The organism is Kitasatospora sp. NPDC001175 (assembly GCF_053598215.1).
In genome coordinates, this window is sequence record NZ_JBSFJU010000054.1 from 40,220 (window position 1) to 55,195 (window position 14,976).

Annotated in this window: 10 protein-coding genes and 1 pseudogene; 3 read left to right on the plus strand and 8 right to left on the minus strand. The window is 73.4% G+C overall.

All coding sequences use genetic code 11. From position 1 onward, the window contains the following. Positions 1-78: 78 nt before the first annotated feature. The 3 genes from ACWDAK_RS30050 to ACWDAK_RS30060 form a co-directional block, all read right to left on the minus strand. Positions 79-1,134 carry a BTAD domain-containing putative transcriptional regulator gene (locus tag ACWDAK_RS30050; RefSeq protein WP_427395355.1) on the minus strand — a complete coding sequence of 352 codons (1,056 nt, stop codon included), beginning with the start codon at positions 1,132-1,134 and terminating at the stop codon, positions 79-81. A gap of 842 nt (positions 1,135-1,976) precedes the next feature. Then, on the minus strand, positions 1,977-2,141 hold the full coding sequence (locus ACWDAK_RS30055) for a hypothetical protein (protein WP_344636152.1): 165 nt from the start codon (positions 2,139-2,141) through the stop codon (positions 1,977-1,979). A gap of 431 nt (positions 2,142-2,572) precedes the next feature. Then, positions 2,573-4,237: a putative glycoside hydrolase gene (locus ACWDAK_RS30060; protein WP_427395356.1), complete on the minus strand. Its 1,665-nt coding sequence runs from the start codon at positions 4,235-4,237 to the stop codon at positions 2,573-2,575. Between the two features lie 274 nt (positions 4,238-4,511). Here ACWDAK_RS30060 and ACWDAK_RS30065 point away from each other — a divergent pair, with 274 nt between their 5' ends. After that, positions 4,512-5,537 carry a polysaccharide deacetylase family protein gene (locus tag ACWDAK_RS30065; protein WP_344636150.1) on the plus strand — a complete coding sequence of 342 codons (1,026 nt, stop codon included), beginning with the start codon at positions 4,512-4,514 and terminating at the stop codon, positions 5,535-5,537. A 280-nt stretch (positions 5,538-5,817) separates the two neighbouring features. Then, on the plus strand, positions 5,818-7,182 hold the full coding sequence (locus ACWDAK_RS30070; protein WP_427395357.1) for a M14 family zinc carboxypeptidase: 1,365 nt from the start codon (positions 5,818-5,820) through the stop codon (positions 7,180-7,182). 54 nt (positions 7,183-7,236) lie between these two features. On the opposite strand, the gene ACWDAK_RS30075 is transcribed toward ACWDAK_RS30070, so the two are convergent. The 4 genes and pseudogenes from ACWDAK_RS30075 to ACWDAK_RS30090 form a co-directional block, all read right to left on the minus strand. Next, entirely contained in the window at positions 7,237-7,839 is a 603-nt protein-coding gene (locus tag ACWDAK_RS30075) for a DUF1349 domain-containing protein (RefSeq protein WP_427395358.1), read from the minus strand. 94 nt (positions 7,840-7,933) lie between these two features. After that, positions 7,934-8,089 (minus strand): annotated as a pseudogene (locus ACWDAK_RS30080) (arginase family protein); the annotation flags it as partial. Positions 8,090-8,180: 91 nt separating this feature from the next. Beyond that, the gene (locus ACWDAK_RS30085) at positions 8,181-11,924 is read right to left on the minus strand and encodes a SpoIIE family protein phosphatase (RefSeq protein ID WP_344636192.1); all 3,744 of its coding nucleotides are present in this window, start codon (positions 11,922-11,924) and stop codon (positions 8,181-8,183) included. Positions 11,925-12,455: 531 nt separating this feature from the next. Beyond that, positions 12,456-13,397 carry an ROK family protein gene (locus ACWDAK_RS30090; RefSeq protein ID WP_344636147.1) on the minus strand — a complete coding sequence of 314 codons (942 nt, stop codon included), beginning with the start codon at positions 13,395-13,397 and terminating at the stop codon, positions 12,456-12,458. A gap of 214 nt (positions 13,398-13,611) precedes the next feature. Between ACWDAK_RS30090 and ACWDAK_RS30095 the strand changes: the two genes are divergently transcribed. Beyond that, on the plus strand, positions 13,612-14,661 hold the full coding sequence (locus ACWDAK_RS30095) for a hypothetical protein (protein ID WP_344636146.1): 1,050 nt from the start codon (positions 13,612-13,614) through the stop codon (positions 14,659-14,661). Positions 14,662-14,705: 44 nt separating this feature from the next. Here ACWDAK_RS30095 and ACWDAK_RS30100 read toward each other — a convergent pair. Continuing rightward, positions 14,706-14,976: hypothetical protein (locus ACWDAK_RS30100; protein ID WP_449806512.1), on the minus strand; the 271-nt coding region annotated here is incomplete at its 5' end.

The window sequence follows — 14,976 nt, forward strand, 5'->3', positions numbered from 1 at the left end:
GGGGCGGGGCCTGGTGTGCGCGCTTGGTCAGCAGGTTGGGGATGTCGCGGTCGCTTCGCTGTGCGTTCGGCGCTCATGTCACGCGCCCCGGTCCCCGCGCAGCACTGTCCGGTGCGTCTGCCGCAGCATCTCGCTGGGGAGCACTCCCAGGTCGTCGCCGAGGCGGCGGCGGGTGCGGTCGAAGACGGCCAGTGCTTCGGCTTGCCGTCCGCTGCGGTGCAGGGCGCGCATCAACAGCGCGGCGACCGGTTCGTTGAGTGGTTGCGCCGCGGCCAGGGCGGACAGTTCGGCGATGGCGTCGGCGTTCCGGCCCAGCCGTAGCTGCCATCCGGCCTTCCGCTGCACCAGGGTGATCCTGCGTTCGGTGAGCCGCAGCCGCTCCAGCTCGGCTAGCGGCCCGGGCAGGCCGGCCAGGGGCTCGCCGCGGAAGAGGTCCAGTGCGCGGGAGCAGGCGCGTACCGCCTCGGCCAGGTCGCAGGCTCGCTCGGCCGCCCCGGCCGCGGTGACGAGTTCCTCCATGCGGGCCACGTCCACCTCGACCGCGCCGCCGACGAGTCGGTAGCCGCACTGGTCGCGCCTGATCACCCAGTCCGGGCGGTCCCCGGTGTGCAGGATCTTGCGCAGCCGGTAGATGTAGACCGGTACGACGTTGCCGAGCGGCGGCTCCATCCCCCACACCCCGTCCAGCAGTTCGTGCCGGCTGACCGCCCGGTCCGGGCACAGCGCCAAGGCCGCCAGTACGGCCTGCTGGCGGACCGGACCCAGGTCCACGGGCTGCCCGGCGCGCCAGGCCCGGAGCGGGCCGAGTACGCAGATGCGCAGCCACGGCTCCGGCACGGGGGCCGTCGGCCGGCGGACGGTGGTCCGAGGCACCGGCCCCGCCACTTGCCCGCGCGGACCATGACCGGGTGTCACCAGTCCGCAGTCGAAGGCGTGGACGATGGCGGCCGCCCGGTCGCGCAGCCCGAGCGTGGCGAGGATCCGTCCGAGGTGTCCGGCCACGGCGTGTTCGGGGACGGCGAGGGCGGTGGCGATCTCGGCGTCCGTCAGGCCGCAGCCGATCGCGTACAGCACGTCACGCTCCGGTCCGGTGAGCGCGGTTGTCGGTGGGGCGGCGGTTGCGGTCGTCGGCATGACGGCTCCCTGGTTCTCCGGCCCGGGCTCCCGGGCATCGGCGGTGCGGCCGAGGCCATTGATGCTGGTCCGGGCACCGACCAGGGAACAGGCCACCAGGCCGGTCATATCCGGCCGGTGGCTGCGCCAGGTCCCTCACCTGGGTAAATGCCGATGCATCAAGGGAACAGGGGCTGCCTTGGCCGTCGGTGTCAACGGTGCGCCGGGGCGTCGATGTGCCGGTCCAGGCGCTCGTCCGGGAGGCCCCCAAGTCCGCCGATCAGCCGCGCCGTTGATCCACGGTCATGGCAGGCCACGGCGATCCCGCCGTTTCACGGCGATTTCATCGGTCCTGCCTACCGTCCTGCCTGACGTGTTCGCGGCGCGCGATCACCTGCGCGCGCCGCCATCGGGGAGTGGAGTCTTTGGTGAACGACCTACTGCACAAGCTGGTTTCCGGCGCCCTCGTGGGCGGGCTGATCGCATTGGTGGGCTGGCTGGGCGCCGAGAGGCGTAGGCGAAAGGCGGCCAGGGCGGAGACGGCCGATCCGGCACCGAGCCGGGACGAGCTGCCGGCCCGGGACGATCGGGGGACCGCATGAGGATCTACGAGGCCGTGTGCGACATCACCGCCACGCCGTTCGACGCGTCCAACCTGGCGGCTGCCTGCGGCTCAGGCTTCGCCCTGATTCCCGGCACCCCCGTGTGACGTCGCTTCGGCGCGTCGGCCCCGGTTCTCCTCCTGGGGCCGGCGCGCCTCGTCCAGCGCGTGAACACCGCCTTCCGGGCCCGCGTAGAAGGCTGGCCCGGCAATCGGAAGCAGCGATCGAGCCCGCCCGGCAAACACCGGGCGGGCTGGTGGTTCAAGCGGCCTGCCGTGCGGCTCTGGCCGGCATTTCGTAGAACGCCTCCTCGGATTCGTGGTGCTCGAACTCCTCGACGTCGTGTTGCTGCTGGGCGTCTGCTGGTCCCGCCTGTGCGAGCTCGTCCGGCGTCGGCTGGTGCGGGACGTGGTCCCTCCACGACATCGTGATCACTTCCTCTCTCCTGCGGGTTGTCCAGCTCACCCGGTGATGGGCTGGTGGTCGTCGATCGCGGGGCCGGCATCGACGGGCAGACATCGGCCGCGGCGGTAGCGGCGTCAGCGGGGACCCACTGGCTCGTCGTCCACGGGCGGTGCGGCGAGGCCGCCGTTCCACAGGTCGTCAGGGCATGTCACATCGCACGCTCCCCCCGAGCCGATACAACTCCCGTGCTGCACCTAGTTCCTAGCCTTCCGCGATGCCGACGCTGGTACACCGGAGGCCACCGGATTCACACCGCGGAACTCGTCCTCCAGGCCGGGCGGGCTCGGCCGGGTGCGGTGTGGCCCCGCACTCGGGGGATGTGCGGGGCCACGGGTCCAGGAGTGCACCAGAGGGGGAGTGGTGAGGTGGGATCGCCGTTGCCCGGCGGGAGTTCACCGGATCGCGGAGAGCGCGTCACCCTGGTAGCGGGCGCCCGCGTTCCAGAGCAGGAACGACTGCATTCCGTTCTCGGCCGCGGCCCGGATCTGGTCGGTGACCTCCTTGGGCCCGTAGTGAACGCCCAGGGAGAAGTCCTGGAGCCACGGGATCACCTGGGCCTGGGTGCCGGCGGTCTTCCTGGCGAAGTCGGCCAGGGAGCGGTGGACGATGTCGTACGGCTGGGCGTTGGGGTTGGGCACGTCGTACTCGCCGGGGCCCCAGTGCGAAGGGTAGACCATGGGGGCGATGTAGTCGGCCTGCTGGGCCAGGGCGCCGATCTCCTGGGCGATCTCCTTCGGGCGGGTGGCGGCGATCCCGAAGACGGACACACCGAGGAAGGTGCCCCGGTCGCCGAGCTTGGTCCGGGTCTCGGCCACGAAGTCGGCGATGCTCTGCTCCGGGGTGGTGTTGCCGAGCTCGGGGAAGGTCATGGTGCTCAGCGGGCCGTCGGGCCGGCGCACGTAGTCGTAGAGGATGTCGTCGAAGCCCAGCGAGGCGGCCTCGGTGGCGAGGGCCTGGTTGTAGTCGCGGACGGTGCGGTCTGCGAAGTTGGTGAAGGAGAGCCGGCCGTAGTTGCCGCCGTTGTACGCCCCGCCGCCGGGGGTCTGGACCACGCGCTCGTGGTTGCCGTTCTGCCAGGAGGCGGTGGCGAGGATCGGGTCGCGGAAGGCGACTATGCGTCCGACCACCTGGGCCCCGGCCTTGTGCAGCGCGTCTATGGTCGCCCGGGCGTCGTAGTAGCCCTTGACCGAGCCGATCTCCTTGGCCAGCGGCACCTGGGAGGCGTACCCGACCTCGCCGTTCTCGTCCTTGATGTCCAGTTCCACCGCGTTGAGCTTCTTCTGCTGGATCAGCTCCAGGATCCCGTTGCGCAGCGGATCCGAGGTCCAGCCGATGGCGGTCAGGTGCGCCGCGCGGAGCAGCGGGTGGGCCCTGCCCACGTGGACCGCGTCGGTGGTGGTGTTGCCCGCGCGGTCGGTGGCGACGACCTTGATCACGGGAGGTGGGTCGGCCACGGCCGCCGAGAACGTACCGTCGGCGGCCACCGGTGCCGGCCGGCCGTTGACCTCGACCCGGGCGGCGTTCTTCGTCGTGCCGTGGACGGTCACGGGGGAGTGGGGACGGCCGGCCGCGACCTTGTCCAGGAGCAGGGCGGGCGCGGCGGTGGCGACGGTGAAGGTCCGGGTCACCGTCGTCCTGGCGAACGGCAGCAGGCCGGCGCCGCGGACGGACAGCCGGTGCTCCCCGTCGGCCAGGGCGGCCGGCCGCAGATGGAGCTCTCCGCCCTGCCTGGTCATGGCGACGGGACTGCCGTCGAGCGAGACCTCGAGGGTGTCGAGCTCGGAGTCGTCGTCGTCGGTGACGACCAGATCGAGGGACTTGGCGGCGGCGGCGTTGAGCCACTGCCGGTCCTGGACGCCTCGCAGGTGGAACCCGGCGGAGAGAGTGCCCAGGACGAACGCGCCCACTGCCGTGCAGGCCACGGCTATGCCGGCGGTCAGCGCCAGCCGGCTCCTGCGGGACCGCGGAAGACGGGGCTTTCCTCGGGGCAGGCGTCCGCGGATCCGGCGGAGGAGTCTTCTCCTGGGGGCGGCACCGCTGGCGAAGGAGGGGCACATGGGGCACCACCTGTCATCTGATGGACCGATTCCTCCTATATCTCCCCCCAATGTCCTTGACCTCGCAACACGGGATCACGTCCCGACGGAACGGGATCCCGTTCCGCTGAGCGGGTGTCATCCGCACCGGGCGGTCTCCGCCACCCGGCCGGTGCCCGGCCCGGCCGCGCCGTACCCCGTCAGGGCCAACCGTTGGGCTGTTCGGACCGCCGGGGTGCGCGCCCCGTTCCGTCCGCGGTGAGGCTGAGGGCAGATTCCGCGATCTGGAGGTCCCATGCGCCGCTCCACCGTGTTCCTGTCCGCCGCGGTCCTCCTGCTGGGCGCCACCTCGTGTGCCGGGCACGCGCAGGGCGGTTCCGCCCCCGCCCCCGCCGCCTCGGCGACCCTGGCCGGCTCCTCCCCGTCCGCGCCACCACGGCCCGAGTCCGTCCAAGCCGACGAACTGGGCCAGGTGCCGGTCCTGATGTACCACCAACTCAGCGACCACCCGGCGAGCGTCTACGACCGGACTCCGGCGGACTTCCGCACGGAGCTGGAGCGGCTGGCCCGGGAGAACTACGTGGCCATCACCGCGGCCGAGTTCACCAGCGGCAGGATCGACATCCCGGCCGGTACCCATCCGGTGGTGCTGACTTTCGACGACTCGACCAACAGCCAGGTCCGGCTGGACGAAAAAGGGGATCCCGCGCCGGACAGCGCGCTTGGCATCCTGTTGGACGTCGCCAAGGCCCACCCCGCGTTCCGGGCCAGGGCCACCTTCTTCGTCAACGGGTCGGCCTTCTCCACCACCGGCACCGCCAAGGCGCTCGGCTGGCTGACACGGCACAACTTCGAGGTGGGCAACCACACGCTGCACCACTCCAACCTGGCCACCCTCGACGCGGCCGCGGTGCAGGAGGCGATCGCGAGCGAGCAGGCGGAGATCACCGCGGTGGTCCCGGGTGCCGCCGTGCAGTCCCTGGCCCTGCCCTACGGGGCGATGCCCAAGCCGGGCTCGCTCGCCGTGGCGGGCGGTGCCGGGAACGTGAGCTACCAGCACCACGGCGTCTATCTGGTGGGCTCCAACCCGTCCCGTTCGCCGTTCGATGCCTCGTTCGATCCGGCCGCGATCCCCCGGATCCGCTCCGAGGCGGCCACCGGCCCGGAGGCGGCCTTCGGCTCCACCACCTGGCTCGACAGGCTGGCGGCGAACCCAGCGGACCGCTACACCTCCGCGGGCGATCCGGACCATGTGACGTTCCCCAGGGCCAAGGCGGCGAAGCTCGCCAAGTCGCTGCAGTCCCGGGCTCGCCCGTACTGACCGGGACGCCGCCCTCGGGTCGGCCGGCCGGGGGCCGAGAGCGCCGGTCCGGGCGGGGCCTGTCAGCGCCGACCCGCGAGCGCCGGTCAGGCCCGGACCCGGGCGTGGTGCGGGATGGGCGGCCCCTCGAAGCGAGGGGTCGCGTCATCGCATAGTCGTCAAGTCGTGTTTCTGACAGGCGAGTCGGCATGGGCATGACGTGAATTCGGCGGTACCTTGTCGGCACTCGGGCCGTTCACCCCCACTCGAAGGGCCGACTCCCATGCGCAGGAACCGACTTGTGATCGCGTCCGCCGGCGCGATGGCAGCGCTCGCCGCACTCGCGCTGCCCGCCCTGTCCCGGGCCGACACCGCCTCAGCCGACCCGTCGTCGGGCCGGGCCGTCGTCTACCGGGTCCCCATCCGCGGCGCCGGTGACCCGCAGAAGCTGCTCGCGGGCGGCTTCGACGTCCTGGAGAAGCGCCAGGGCAAAGACCTGTTCGTCCTCGGCGACCCGGCGGTCGGGGAGCGCCTGCACCGGCTCGGCTTCAGCTGGTCGGTGGACCGGACCCTGCCCGGTGGGCGCAGCAGCGCGCGGACGGCCCCCGGGGCCGGCGTCAACGACACGTACTACGGCGGCTACCGCACGGTCGACGCCCAGTACGCGCACCTGGACCAGACCATCGCCGCACACCCCGGCCTGGCCACCGTGGTGACCTACGGCCAGTCCTGGCGCAAGCAGAACGGGCAGCCGGGCGGCTACGACCTGAAGGCCGTCTGCATCACCAAGCTGACCCAGGGCGACTGCCGGCTCGACCCGAATTCGGCCAAGCCCCGGTTCTTCCTGATGAGCCAGATCCACGCCAGGGAGATCACCACCGGCGAGGTCTCCTGGCGCTGGATCGACTACCTGACCGGCAGTTACGGGACGGACCCCACCGTCACCGCACTGCTGGATTCCACCGAGATGTGGGTGGTGCCGATCGCCAACCCCGACGGCGTCGACATCGTCCAGCAAGGCGGTGACAACCCCAACCTGCAGCGCAAGAACGCCGACGACACCAACGGCAGCTCCTGCGACTGGAACGGCCAGATCGGCATCGACCTCAACCGCAACGCCGGTACGCACTGGGGTGCCAGCGGCACCTCGGACCAGCCGTGCGACGAGACCTACCTCGGACCGAACTCCGACTCCGAGACGGAGAACTCCGCCCTGGAGAACCTCTTCCGCGAGCTGTACCCGGCCGTGCGCGGCGGCGGTGACTCGGCCCCAGCCCCGGCCGACACCCGCGGCGTCATGATCACCCTGCACAGCGACGCCGGCATGGTCCTCTTCCCGTGGGAGTACGACCACACCGTGCACACCGGGAACGACGCCGCACTTCGCGCGATGGCCGCCCGGATGGGTTCGATCACCGGCTACCAGTACGGCCAGGCCGGTGAGATCCTCTACGACGCGGCCGGCGGCACCGACGACTGGACCTACGACAAGCTCGGCCTGGCGAGCTTCACGATCGAGGTCGGTGACAGCGACGGCCGCGGCTGCGACGGCTTCCTGCCGCCCTACAGCTGCCAGGACGGCTATTTCTGGCCCAAGCTCAGGCCCGCCCTGCTGTACGCCGCCCAGCACGCCGCATCGCCGTACCGGACCACCTCCGGCGGCTGACGCTCCGGCCCGGCGGACGGGGTGACACGGGCCGTCCGTCCGCCGAGCGCGTCGTCAGCCGGCGAGGCGGGCGTGCAGCGCCCGGTCCGCGGGCCCGACGGTGAACTGCGAGAACTGCACCCGTAGCCCCTCGCGTTCGGGGGAGCAGCAGTAGGGACCGGCGGAGGCCGTCAGGTGTCCGGCCAGCGGGGCCAGCCGGACCGTGCGCCAGGGCTCGCCGCCGCAGCGGGCCCGGATGGTCACCGCGTCCCGGCCGCGGCTGACCCGGACGGTGACGGGGCGGTCGGCCCACTCGGGGACGGGGGCGAGCGACCAGTCGGAGTGGCCCCGGGTGACCACGGCGCCCAAGTGCGGCAGCCCGTCGGTCAGTTCGACGCCCGTCTTGATCCAGTTCTGCTCGTCCACCCGGACCATGGCGCCGGCCTGGTCGTACGGCTGGTCCAGCCGGGCCCGGATGGTCACCTCGACCGCCGTGCCGACCGCCAGCCCGGTCAGCAGGGCGTGCCCGTTGTCCCGTTCGAAGCCGTAGTGGGTGGTGCGCCAGAAGTCGCTCCGGTCGCGGGTGGTCACCACCAGGTCCCGGCCGTCGGACTCGGTGCGCAGCGGTGGGTTGAGCCAGGTCGCCTCGGACCAGTCGAGCACGCGCTGGTCGTTCATGTGCCCTCTTCCTCTCCTCCGGCTGAGGTACCCAGCCGAGGCTATCCGACCGGTGATCACCCGGGGTCCCGGCGCGGCCAGGGCCGGCCGGATCTTCCGAGTGGTCGTACGCCGGGGCGACCTCCACCACGTCGGCGGAGACCAGCCGGCAGCCGGCCAACCCCCGGAGGATCTCCAGGAGTTCGCGCAAGGTCAGGCCACCCGCCCCGGAGTTCAGCACCATCCAGCCGGGCGCCCCGGCGCGGGAGAGGCGCGGGAGAGGTGCGGGAGGTCGGACACCGGCACTCCGAGCCTCGGAACGGGTGCCTCGCCGGCCCCTGGCTCCGGGTGCCGCGCGGGCCTCAGCGCGGGCCGCCCGGGGGGATCTCCAGCTCGAACCAGACGACCTTGCCCTCGGCGGTGCTCCGGCTGCCCCAGCGGTGGGCGAGTTCGTTCACCAGGTGTATGCCGCGCCCGCCCTCGTCGGAGTCCCGCGCCCGGTGGATCCTCGGCGCGTGGCTGTCGATGTCGGAGACCTCCACCGTGAGGACCGCGTTGCGGAAGACCCGGACCTCGTTCGGCGCCCCGGCGTGCACCAGGGCATTGGTGATCAGCTCGCTGGTCAGCAGCTCGGCGAGGTCGATCAGCGCGGCGAGACCCCAGGACCTCAGGGTGTGGCGGATGAACCGTCGGGCGTGGCGGACCAGCGACGGATCGCCCACCAGCGGCAGCACGGCCAGCCGGTCCGCACCCACCGGCCGGGCCTGGGCCATGATCACCGCGATGTCGTCCCCCTGGACGGTGTCCGCGGTCAGCGCGGTGACCACGGCGTCGCAGCTCTGTTCCAGGGTGGGCCGCCGGTCGGCCACCGTGCGGCGCAGCAGTTCCATGCCCTCTTCCAGGTCCTGGCCCCGGCGCTCCACCAGGCCGTCGGTGTAGAGCACCAGGATGCCGTCCTCGGGCAGGGTGAAGTGCGTGGAGCTGAACGGCACCCCGCCGACCCCGAGCGGTGCGCCCGGTGGCAGCTCCAGCAGCCGGGCCGAACCCGGCGCCTCGGCCACCACCGGCGGCAGGTGCCCGGCTCCGGCCGCGATGCAGCTGCGGTCCAGCGGGTCGAAGACCACGCAGACGCAGGTCGCGAACTGCCCCTCGCCGATCGCCGTCGCGGCGTCGTCCAGCCGCCGCATCACCCGGGCGGGATCGAGGTCGATGGTGATCAGTGTCCTTGCCACAGTGCGGAGTTGGCCCATCGTCGCGGCGGCCCGGATGCCGTGGCCCATCACGTCGCCGACGATCAGCGCCACCCGTCCGCCGGACAGCGGCACCACGTCGAACCAGTCGCCGCCCACCTCGCTGATCACACTGCTCGGCTGGTACCGGTAGGCGATCTCCAGGCCCAGCGAGCGGTGCACCTCCTGCGGCAGCAGACTGCGCTGCAGGGTCAGCGCGGTGTCCCGTTCCCGCCGGTACAGCCGGGCGTTGTCGATACACACCGCCGCCCGGGCGGCCAGCTCCTCGGCCAGCGCCACGTCCGCGGCGGTGAACGGCTCCGGATTGCCCATCCGGACGAACTCCGCCCCGCCCAGCACCACCCCCCGGGCCAGCAGCGGCACCATGATGTACGAGTGCACGCCGGCCGCCAGGCTGGGCACCACCCGCTCGGGCGCCGCCACGATCCGGCGCAGCGCCTCCTCGTCCACCTCGGCCACCAGGATGGAGCGCCCGGTCCGCAGGCTCTGCGCGTACACCGTGGCGGACTGCGAGAGGCCGCCGACCGGATCCGAACTGTCGGCCATCGTCCCCGCCTCGGTCAGCTCGCCGTTCTTGCCGAGCTCACCGACGGCGACCGCGCGCAGCAGCACCGGACCGTCCATCGGCAGCGCGTCCGGCTCATCCCCCTCCAGCACCGACTCCAGCAGGTCGACCGTGGTGAAGTCGGCGAACCGCGGCACCACCACCTTGACCAGCTCGTGCGCCGTGCGCTGGACGTCCAGGGTGGTCCCGATCCGGGTGCTGGCCTCGTTCAGCAGGGCGAGGCGCTGCTGCGCGGCGTGCGCCTCGTCCAGCGCCTGCTTGCGCAGCCGGGCCGCCTCGCGCTCCCGGTTGTAGAGCAGGGCGTTGTCGATCGACACCGCCGCGCGGGCGGCCAGCTCCCCGGCCAGCGCCAGGTCGTCCTCGGTGTAGCGGGCCTGGCTCCGGTGGCGGTAGAAGGCGGTCACGCCGACCGGTGAGCCCCTGGCGATCAGCGGCACCACCATGCACGAGCCGACCCCCTCCGCGGAGGCGGCTGCCAGCCGCTCGGGGTCGTCGGTGAACCAGCTCAGCGCGTCACCCTCGAGTGCCGGTATCAGCACTGGACGGCGGTGCGCCAGCGCCCAGGCGAACGGCGTGGACGGCGGGAACAGGTGTACGTCGCCGACCTGCGCGATCGGCTTCAGCCGGGAACCCGGTGTGGCGTGGAAGGCCATCCGGCGCAGCAGCGCCGAACGGTCGCCCGGGCTGGGCGTCACCGTCTCCTCGCCGCTCACCAGCGCCTCCAGCACCTCCACCACCACCGACTCGGCCAGCTCGGGGGTCGCCACCTCGGCCAACTCCCTTGCCGTCTGCGCGAGATCGAGTGTGGTGCCGATCTTCGCCGAGGCCCGGTTCACCAGCGCGAGGCGTGCCTGGGCCGCCTTCGCGGTGCGCAGCGCCTCCGCCCTGGCCAGTACCGTCTCGTGCTGCCGCTGGTAGAGCCGGGCGTTGTCGATGGACACCGCCGCCCGGGCGGCGAGCTCGTCGCCGAGCCTGGCGTCCTCGTCGTCCAGCGGGGCGTGCGAGCCGCGCCGCGAGTACACCACCATGCCCAGCACCGTGCCCCGGGCCACCAGCGGGGTGATCCGGACCGTCTGCGAGTGCTTGCCCCGGTAGGCCTGCAGCTGGTCGGGCGGCATGCCGGTGGTGAGCAGCGGCAGCTCCGAGGACGGAATCACCACGGTACGGCGGCCGGCCATCGCCCGCTCGTACGGCGAATCGGGCGGGAGGCGGTACACCGCCTCGGTGGGGAGGTACCGGATCGGGTACGACGGGTCGCAGGTGCCCACCGCCAGCCGGCGTACCAGCCGCACGTCCTTCTCGTGCTTCCGGGGCGTCCCGTACTCGTTCTTCTCCGGCCCGGACACCAGCCGTTCCAGCGCGAACACCGAGGCGACGTCCGCCACCCTGGGCACCATCGCGTCGACCAACTCCCTTGCGGTGCGCCGCAGATCGAGCGTGGTGCCGACCGATTCGCCCGCCTCGACCAGCGCCCTGAGCCGCTCCTGCGCCCGGGCGGCCCGCGACTCGGCGCGGTAGCGCGCGGTCACATCGACCACGGTGGAGCTGACCCCGAGGACCTCGCCGTCCGGCCGTTCCAGCCGGAAGTACGAGGCCGACCAGGCGTGGTCGTGTTCCGGGTCGGCGGGAGTGCGGCCGTGCGAGCGGGCATCGACCACCGGGTCGCCGCCCTCCAGCACCTGCCGCATCACCTCCTCGATCTCGGCGCCGTTGATCCCCGGCAGCACCTCGCTCAGTCGGCGGCCCAGGTGCCCCACCACCGACACCCCGTTCACCCGGGCCAGCGCCTCGTTGAGCCGGACGAAGCGCAGCTGCCGGTCGTACACCGCCATCCCCACCGGCGACTGGTTGAAGAACCCGTCCAGTACCGCGAGATCGGCCTGCAGCTGCTGCAGCACGGTCACGTCCGAGGCCACCGCGAGCACCAGCGGCCCGCCCTCGGGGCCCGCGATCGGATGGGTGCGGAACTCCAGGACCACGTGGTGGCCCTCGCGGTGCCGCACCGGGAAGACCCCGGACCACGGGCGCCCGTTCAGGATGCTGTCGAACAGGTCCAGCACCTCGGGCCGAAGCTCGTCGGGGACCAGCAACTCGGCGGCGTACCGGCCGATCGCCTCCTCGGCGGTGTAGCCGAGCAGCACCTCCGCGTCCGGACTCCAGTGCAGGATCCGGCCGTCGGCCGCGACCAGCGCGGTGGCGATCGGGACCGTCAGCAGGCCGTCGTGCGTCCGCTCCCCACCCGTGGAGCCGCGGTGGGGCGCCGCACCAGGTCCCTGCTCGTCGGTATGCATGGCCACGCAACCGTCCGGGGGTCAGTGAGTCAGCCCTGTCATCGTCCCATGGGGCTGTGCCGTCGCTCCACGCGAGATCGCTTCGCCCAGGGGCGGCCGGGTGGCGCCCGGCGGCCCGAGGGGAGCGGGGGAGCGCGGGCGGCGAACGGCGTCCGGCCGTTTGAACCCGGCGGCACGGGTTGCACCCTCCGGGACACCTGGCGACCCCTTCGATGAGGCGCGCGCTCGTTCGCGCGGTCCGCCGCGTCCCCGGAGGGTCTCGCGAGCCCGGGGCTGTTACTCGCCCGCTCGCCTCCGGGCGCTCTGGCCCGGCGCCGACAGTCTCCCCCAGCCTTGTCGGCTGGGAGGTGCCCCCTGCTCCCGCGCTCCCTCCTTCGTCGGCCGCTTCCTCGCTCCTCCCTTTCGGCACCGGCGCGCCGCCCCCAGCCTCCGGCCGGGGGTACCCGCCCCCAGCCTCCGGCCGGGGGTACCCCCGCGGCTCGGGGCGGGTGGAGGTGCCCGGCCCGCGGGGACCGGGCCGCCACCGTGCGCTCAGGCTCCGGCGGCCAGCGCCACCGCCGCCGCGCCGACCAGGCCGGCGTCCGTACCCAGCCGGGCCCGGTGCACCGTGAGGCCGGCGGCGAACGGGAGAGCCGCGTACGTCTTCAGGTGGGCCCGGAGCGGGTCGAACAGCAGGCCGTCGGCCTGGGCCACCCCGCCGCCGATCACCACCGCCTCGATCTCGACCAGCGTCGCCGTGGCCGCGATCGCGGCGGCCAGCGCCCGCCCCGCCCGCTCGTACGCGGCCCGCGCGCGGGGATCCCCGGCACGGGCGGCGGCGGCCACGGCGACCGCCGAGGTGTCCTGGCCGGCCGGGCGCCAGCCCGAGCGCAGTGCGTAGCGGGCGATGGCCGTACCGCTGGCCAGCTGCTCCACGCAGCCGCGACTGCCGCACGGGCAGGGATCGCCGTCGAGGTCGACGGTGATGTGCCCGATGTGACCCGCGTTCCCGGTGCGCCCGGTGTGGAGTCCGCCGTTCAGGACCAGGCCTCCGCCGACACCGGTGGACACCACCATGCACAGCGCGTTGTCGTACGGTCGCGCCGCGCCGAAACGGTGCTCGGCGGCCGCGATGGCGATGCCGTCCCCGGCCAGTACCACCGGCAGGCCCCTGGCGGCGGGGTGGGCTGACAGTCGCTCCACGATCGGGAAGCCGCGCCAGCCGGGGATGTTGACCGGGCTGACGGTGCCTCGGCCGATGTCCACCGGACCGGCGCTGCCCACGCCCAGCGCCCGCACCTCGGCCCAGCCCGGTGCGGTGGCCAGCTCGTCCAGGGCGTCCAGCACCGCGCCGAGCACGGTCTCCCCGTCGGAGGCGGCCGGGGTCGGCCGTTGAGTACGCGTCAGCAGGGTGCCGGCACTGCCGACCAGCGCCGCAGCGATCTTGGTACCGCCGATGTCGATGGCTGCGATCGGGGCTGCGCCGGTGTCCACGTCTCTCTCCTCCCGGGGCGCGGGCCGGGTGCCGCGCTGTGCCGATTCTGGCATCTGCCGTCCAGGGGGAGGGGTCACGGGTGCGCCGCCGATCGGCCAGGCGTTCGCGAAGCTGCCGCTCCGGCAGCCCACATCGTGGGGCCGCGCCCGTACGCGGGGGCGTGGATGGTGCCGCTGAGGCGTGCCGGGATGGTGGGGCGGGTAGGCGGAGGACATGGGAACGTCCTTCCGCAGGTTCCGCCGGCACGGCCGGGACGGCGCCGAGCCGTCGGGTCCGCCCACGCGCGACGGCCGGCCGGACGCCGGGACGCCGGGGACGGCCGAGCCCGACGAGGCCGCGGCGGCCGGGAACCCGGCGCAGGCCGGAGGCCCCGGAGCGGCCGGAACACCGCCGGAGGGGCGGAGGGCGGAGCCCGACGAGGCCGCGGCGGTCGAGGAGCTGTCCGCGCTGGCCGAGGAGATGGAGCGACCTCCGGCGGAGGTGCCCCCTGCGGCCCGGGAGCGGTGGTACCGGCGCAGAGGGGCTGAGCGGGCCACCGCGCTGGTCCGTTCGGTGGCGCGGATGCTCGGGCACGGCGGCCTCGCGGCGGCCAGGGGCGCGGGCGAGGGCGGCCGGTTGCTGTCCGAGCGGCTGCTGCAGGCGGCGCCGCGCATCCCGGTACGGGACCTCGCGACACTGCGCGCCCACCACCCGGACGCCGTCGGGCCCGAGGACCTGGCCGACCGGCTGGTCGCCGGGGCGTGCCGGGCGTCGGCCGCCGTGGGGGCGAGTGTCGGCGCGGTGGCCATGCTGCCGGTGCCGCCCGCGATGGCGGCGGAGATCGCCTCCGAGACGCTGGCGGTCGCGGCGGTGGAGGTCAAACTGATCGCCGAACTGCACCAGGTCTACGGCCAGCCCGCCGTCGGCAGCGCCACGCAGCGCGGCACCGAGTACGTCGCCGCCTGGGCGAACCGCCGGGGCATCGAGCCGTCCGCGCTGATCGGCCCGGCCGGGCTCGCGGCGGTGGCGATCGGCGCGGAGGTGCGGCAGAAGCTGCGCAAGCGGCTGGCCCGCGGCACCCTGCACCGGCTGCCGTCGTTGACGCCGCTGCTGGTCGGCGCGGGGCTGGGCGCTGCGGTGAACCGGCGGGACACCCGCAGGCTGGCCGACCAGGTCAGGGTCGACCTGCGCCGCCGTGGGCCGGTCGACCCTGACTACTGGGAGGCCGCGGCCCCCGTCCTCGGGTCGCGCCGTCCGGAGATCCCGGACCAGTCGGCCCGCTGAACGCAAGCGCCTCGGAAGGCCTGGCGAGCCCTTCCGGCGCGGGCTCAGGCCATGGGCCGTCCGTAGACCCGGGAGCCCGCCTGGGTGAGCAGGGCGTCGCGCTTGGCGAAGTAGCCCGGGCTTATGCATCGGCGTGGGATGACGCCAGCAGCGGAGCAGGCGGTCCGGACCCCACGGAGGGATGGCAGCGGCAGAAGGCGGCCCGGCTCGTGAGCTGCTCCTCCACCGTGTCGGAGGGCGACGAACAGGCGTCGGAACGGTGCTGGGCTGCGCGTGGCGGACTGGAGCATCGTCAGCAGCGACGCCGGTCCGCCC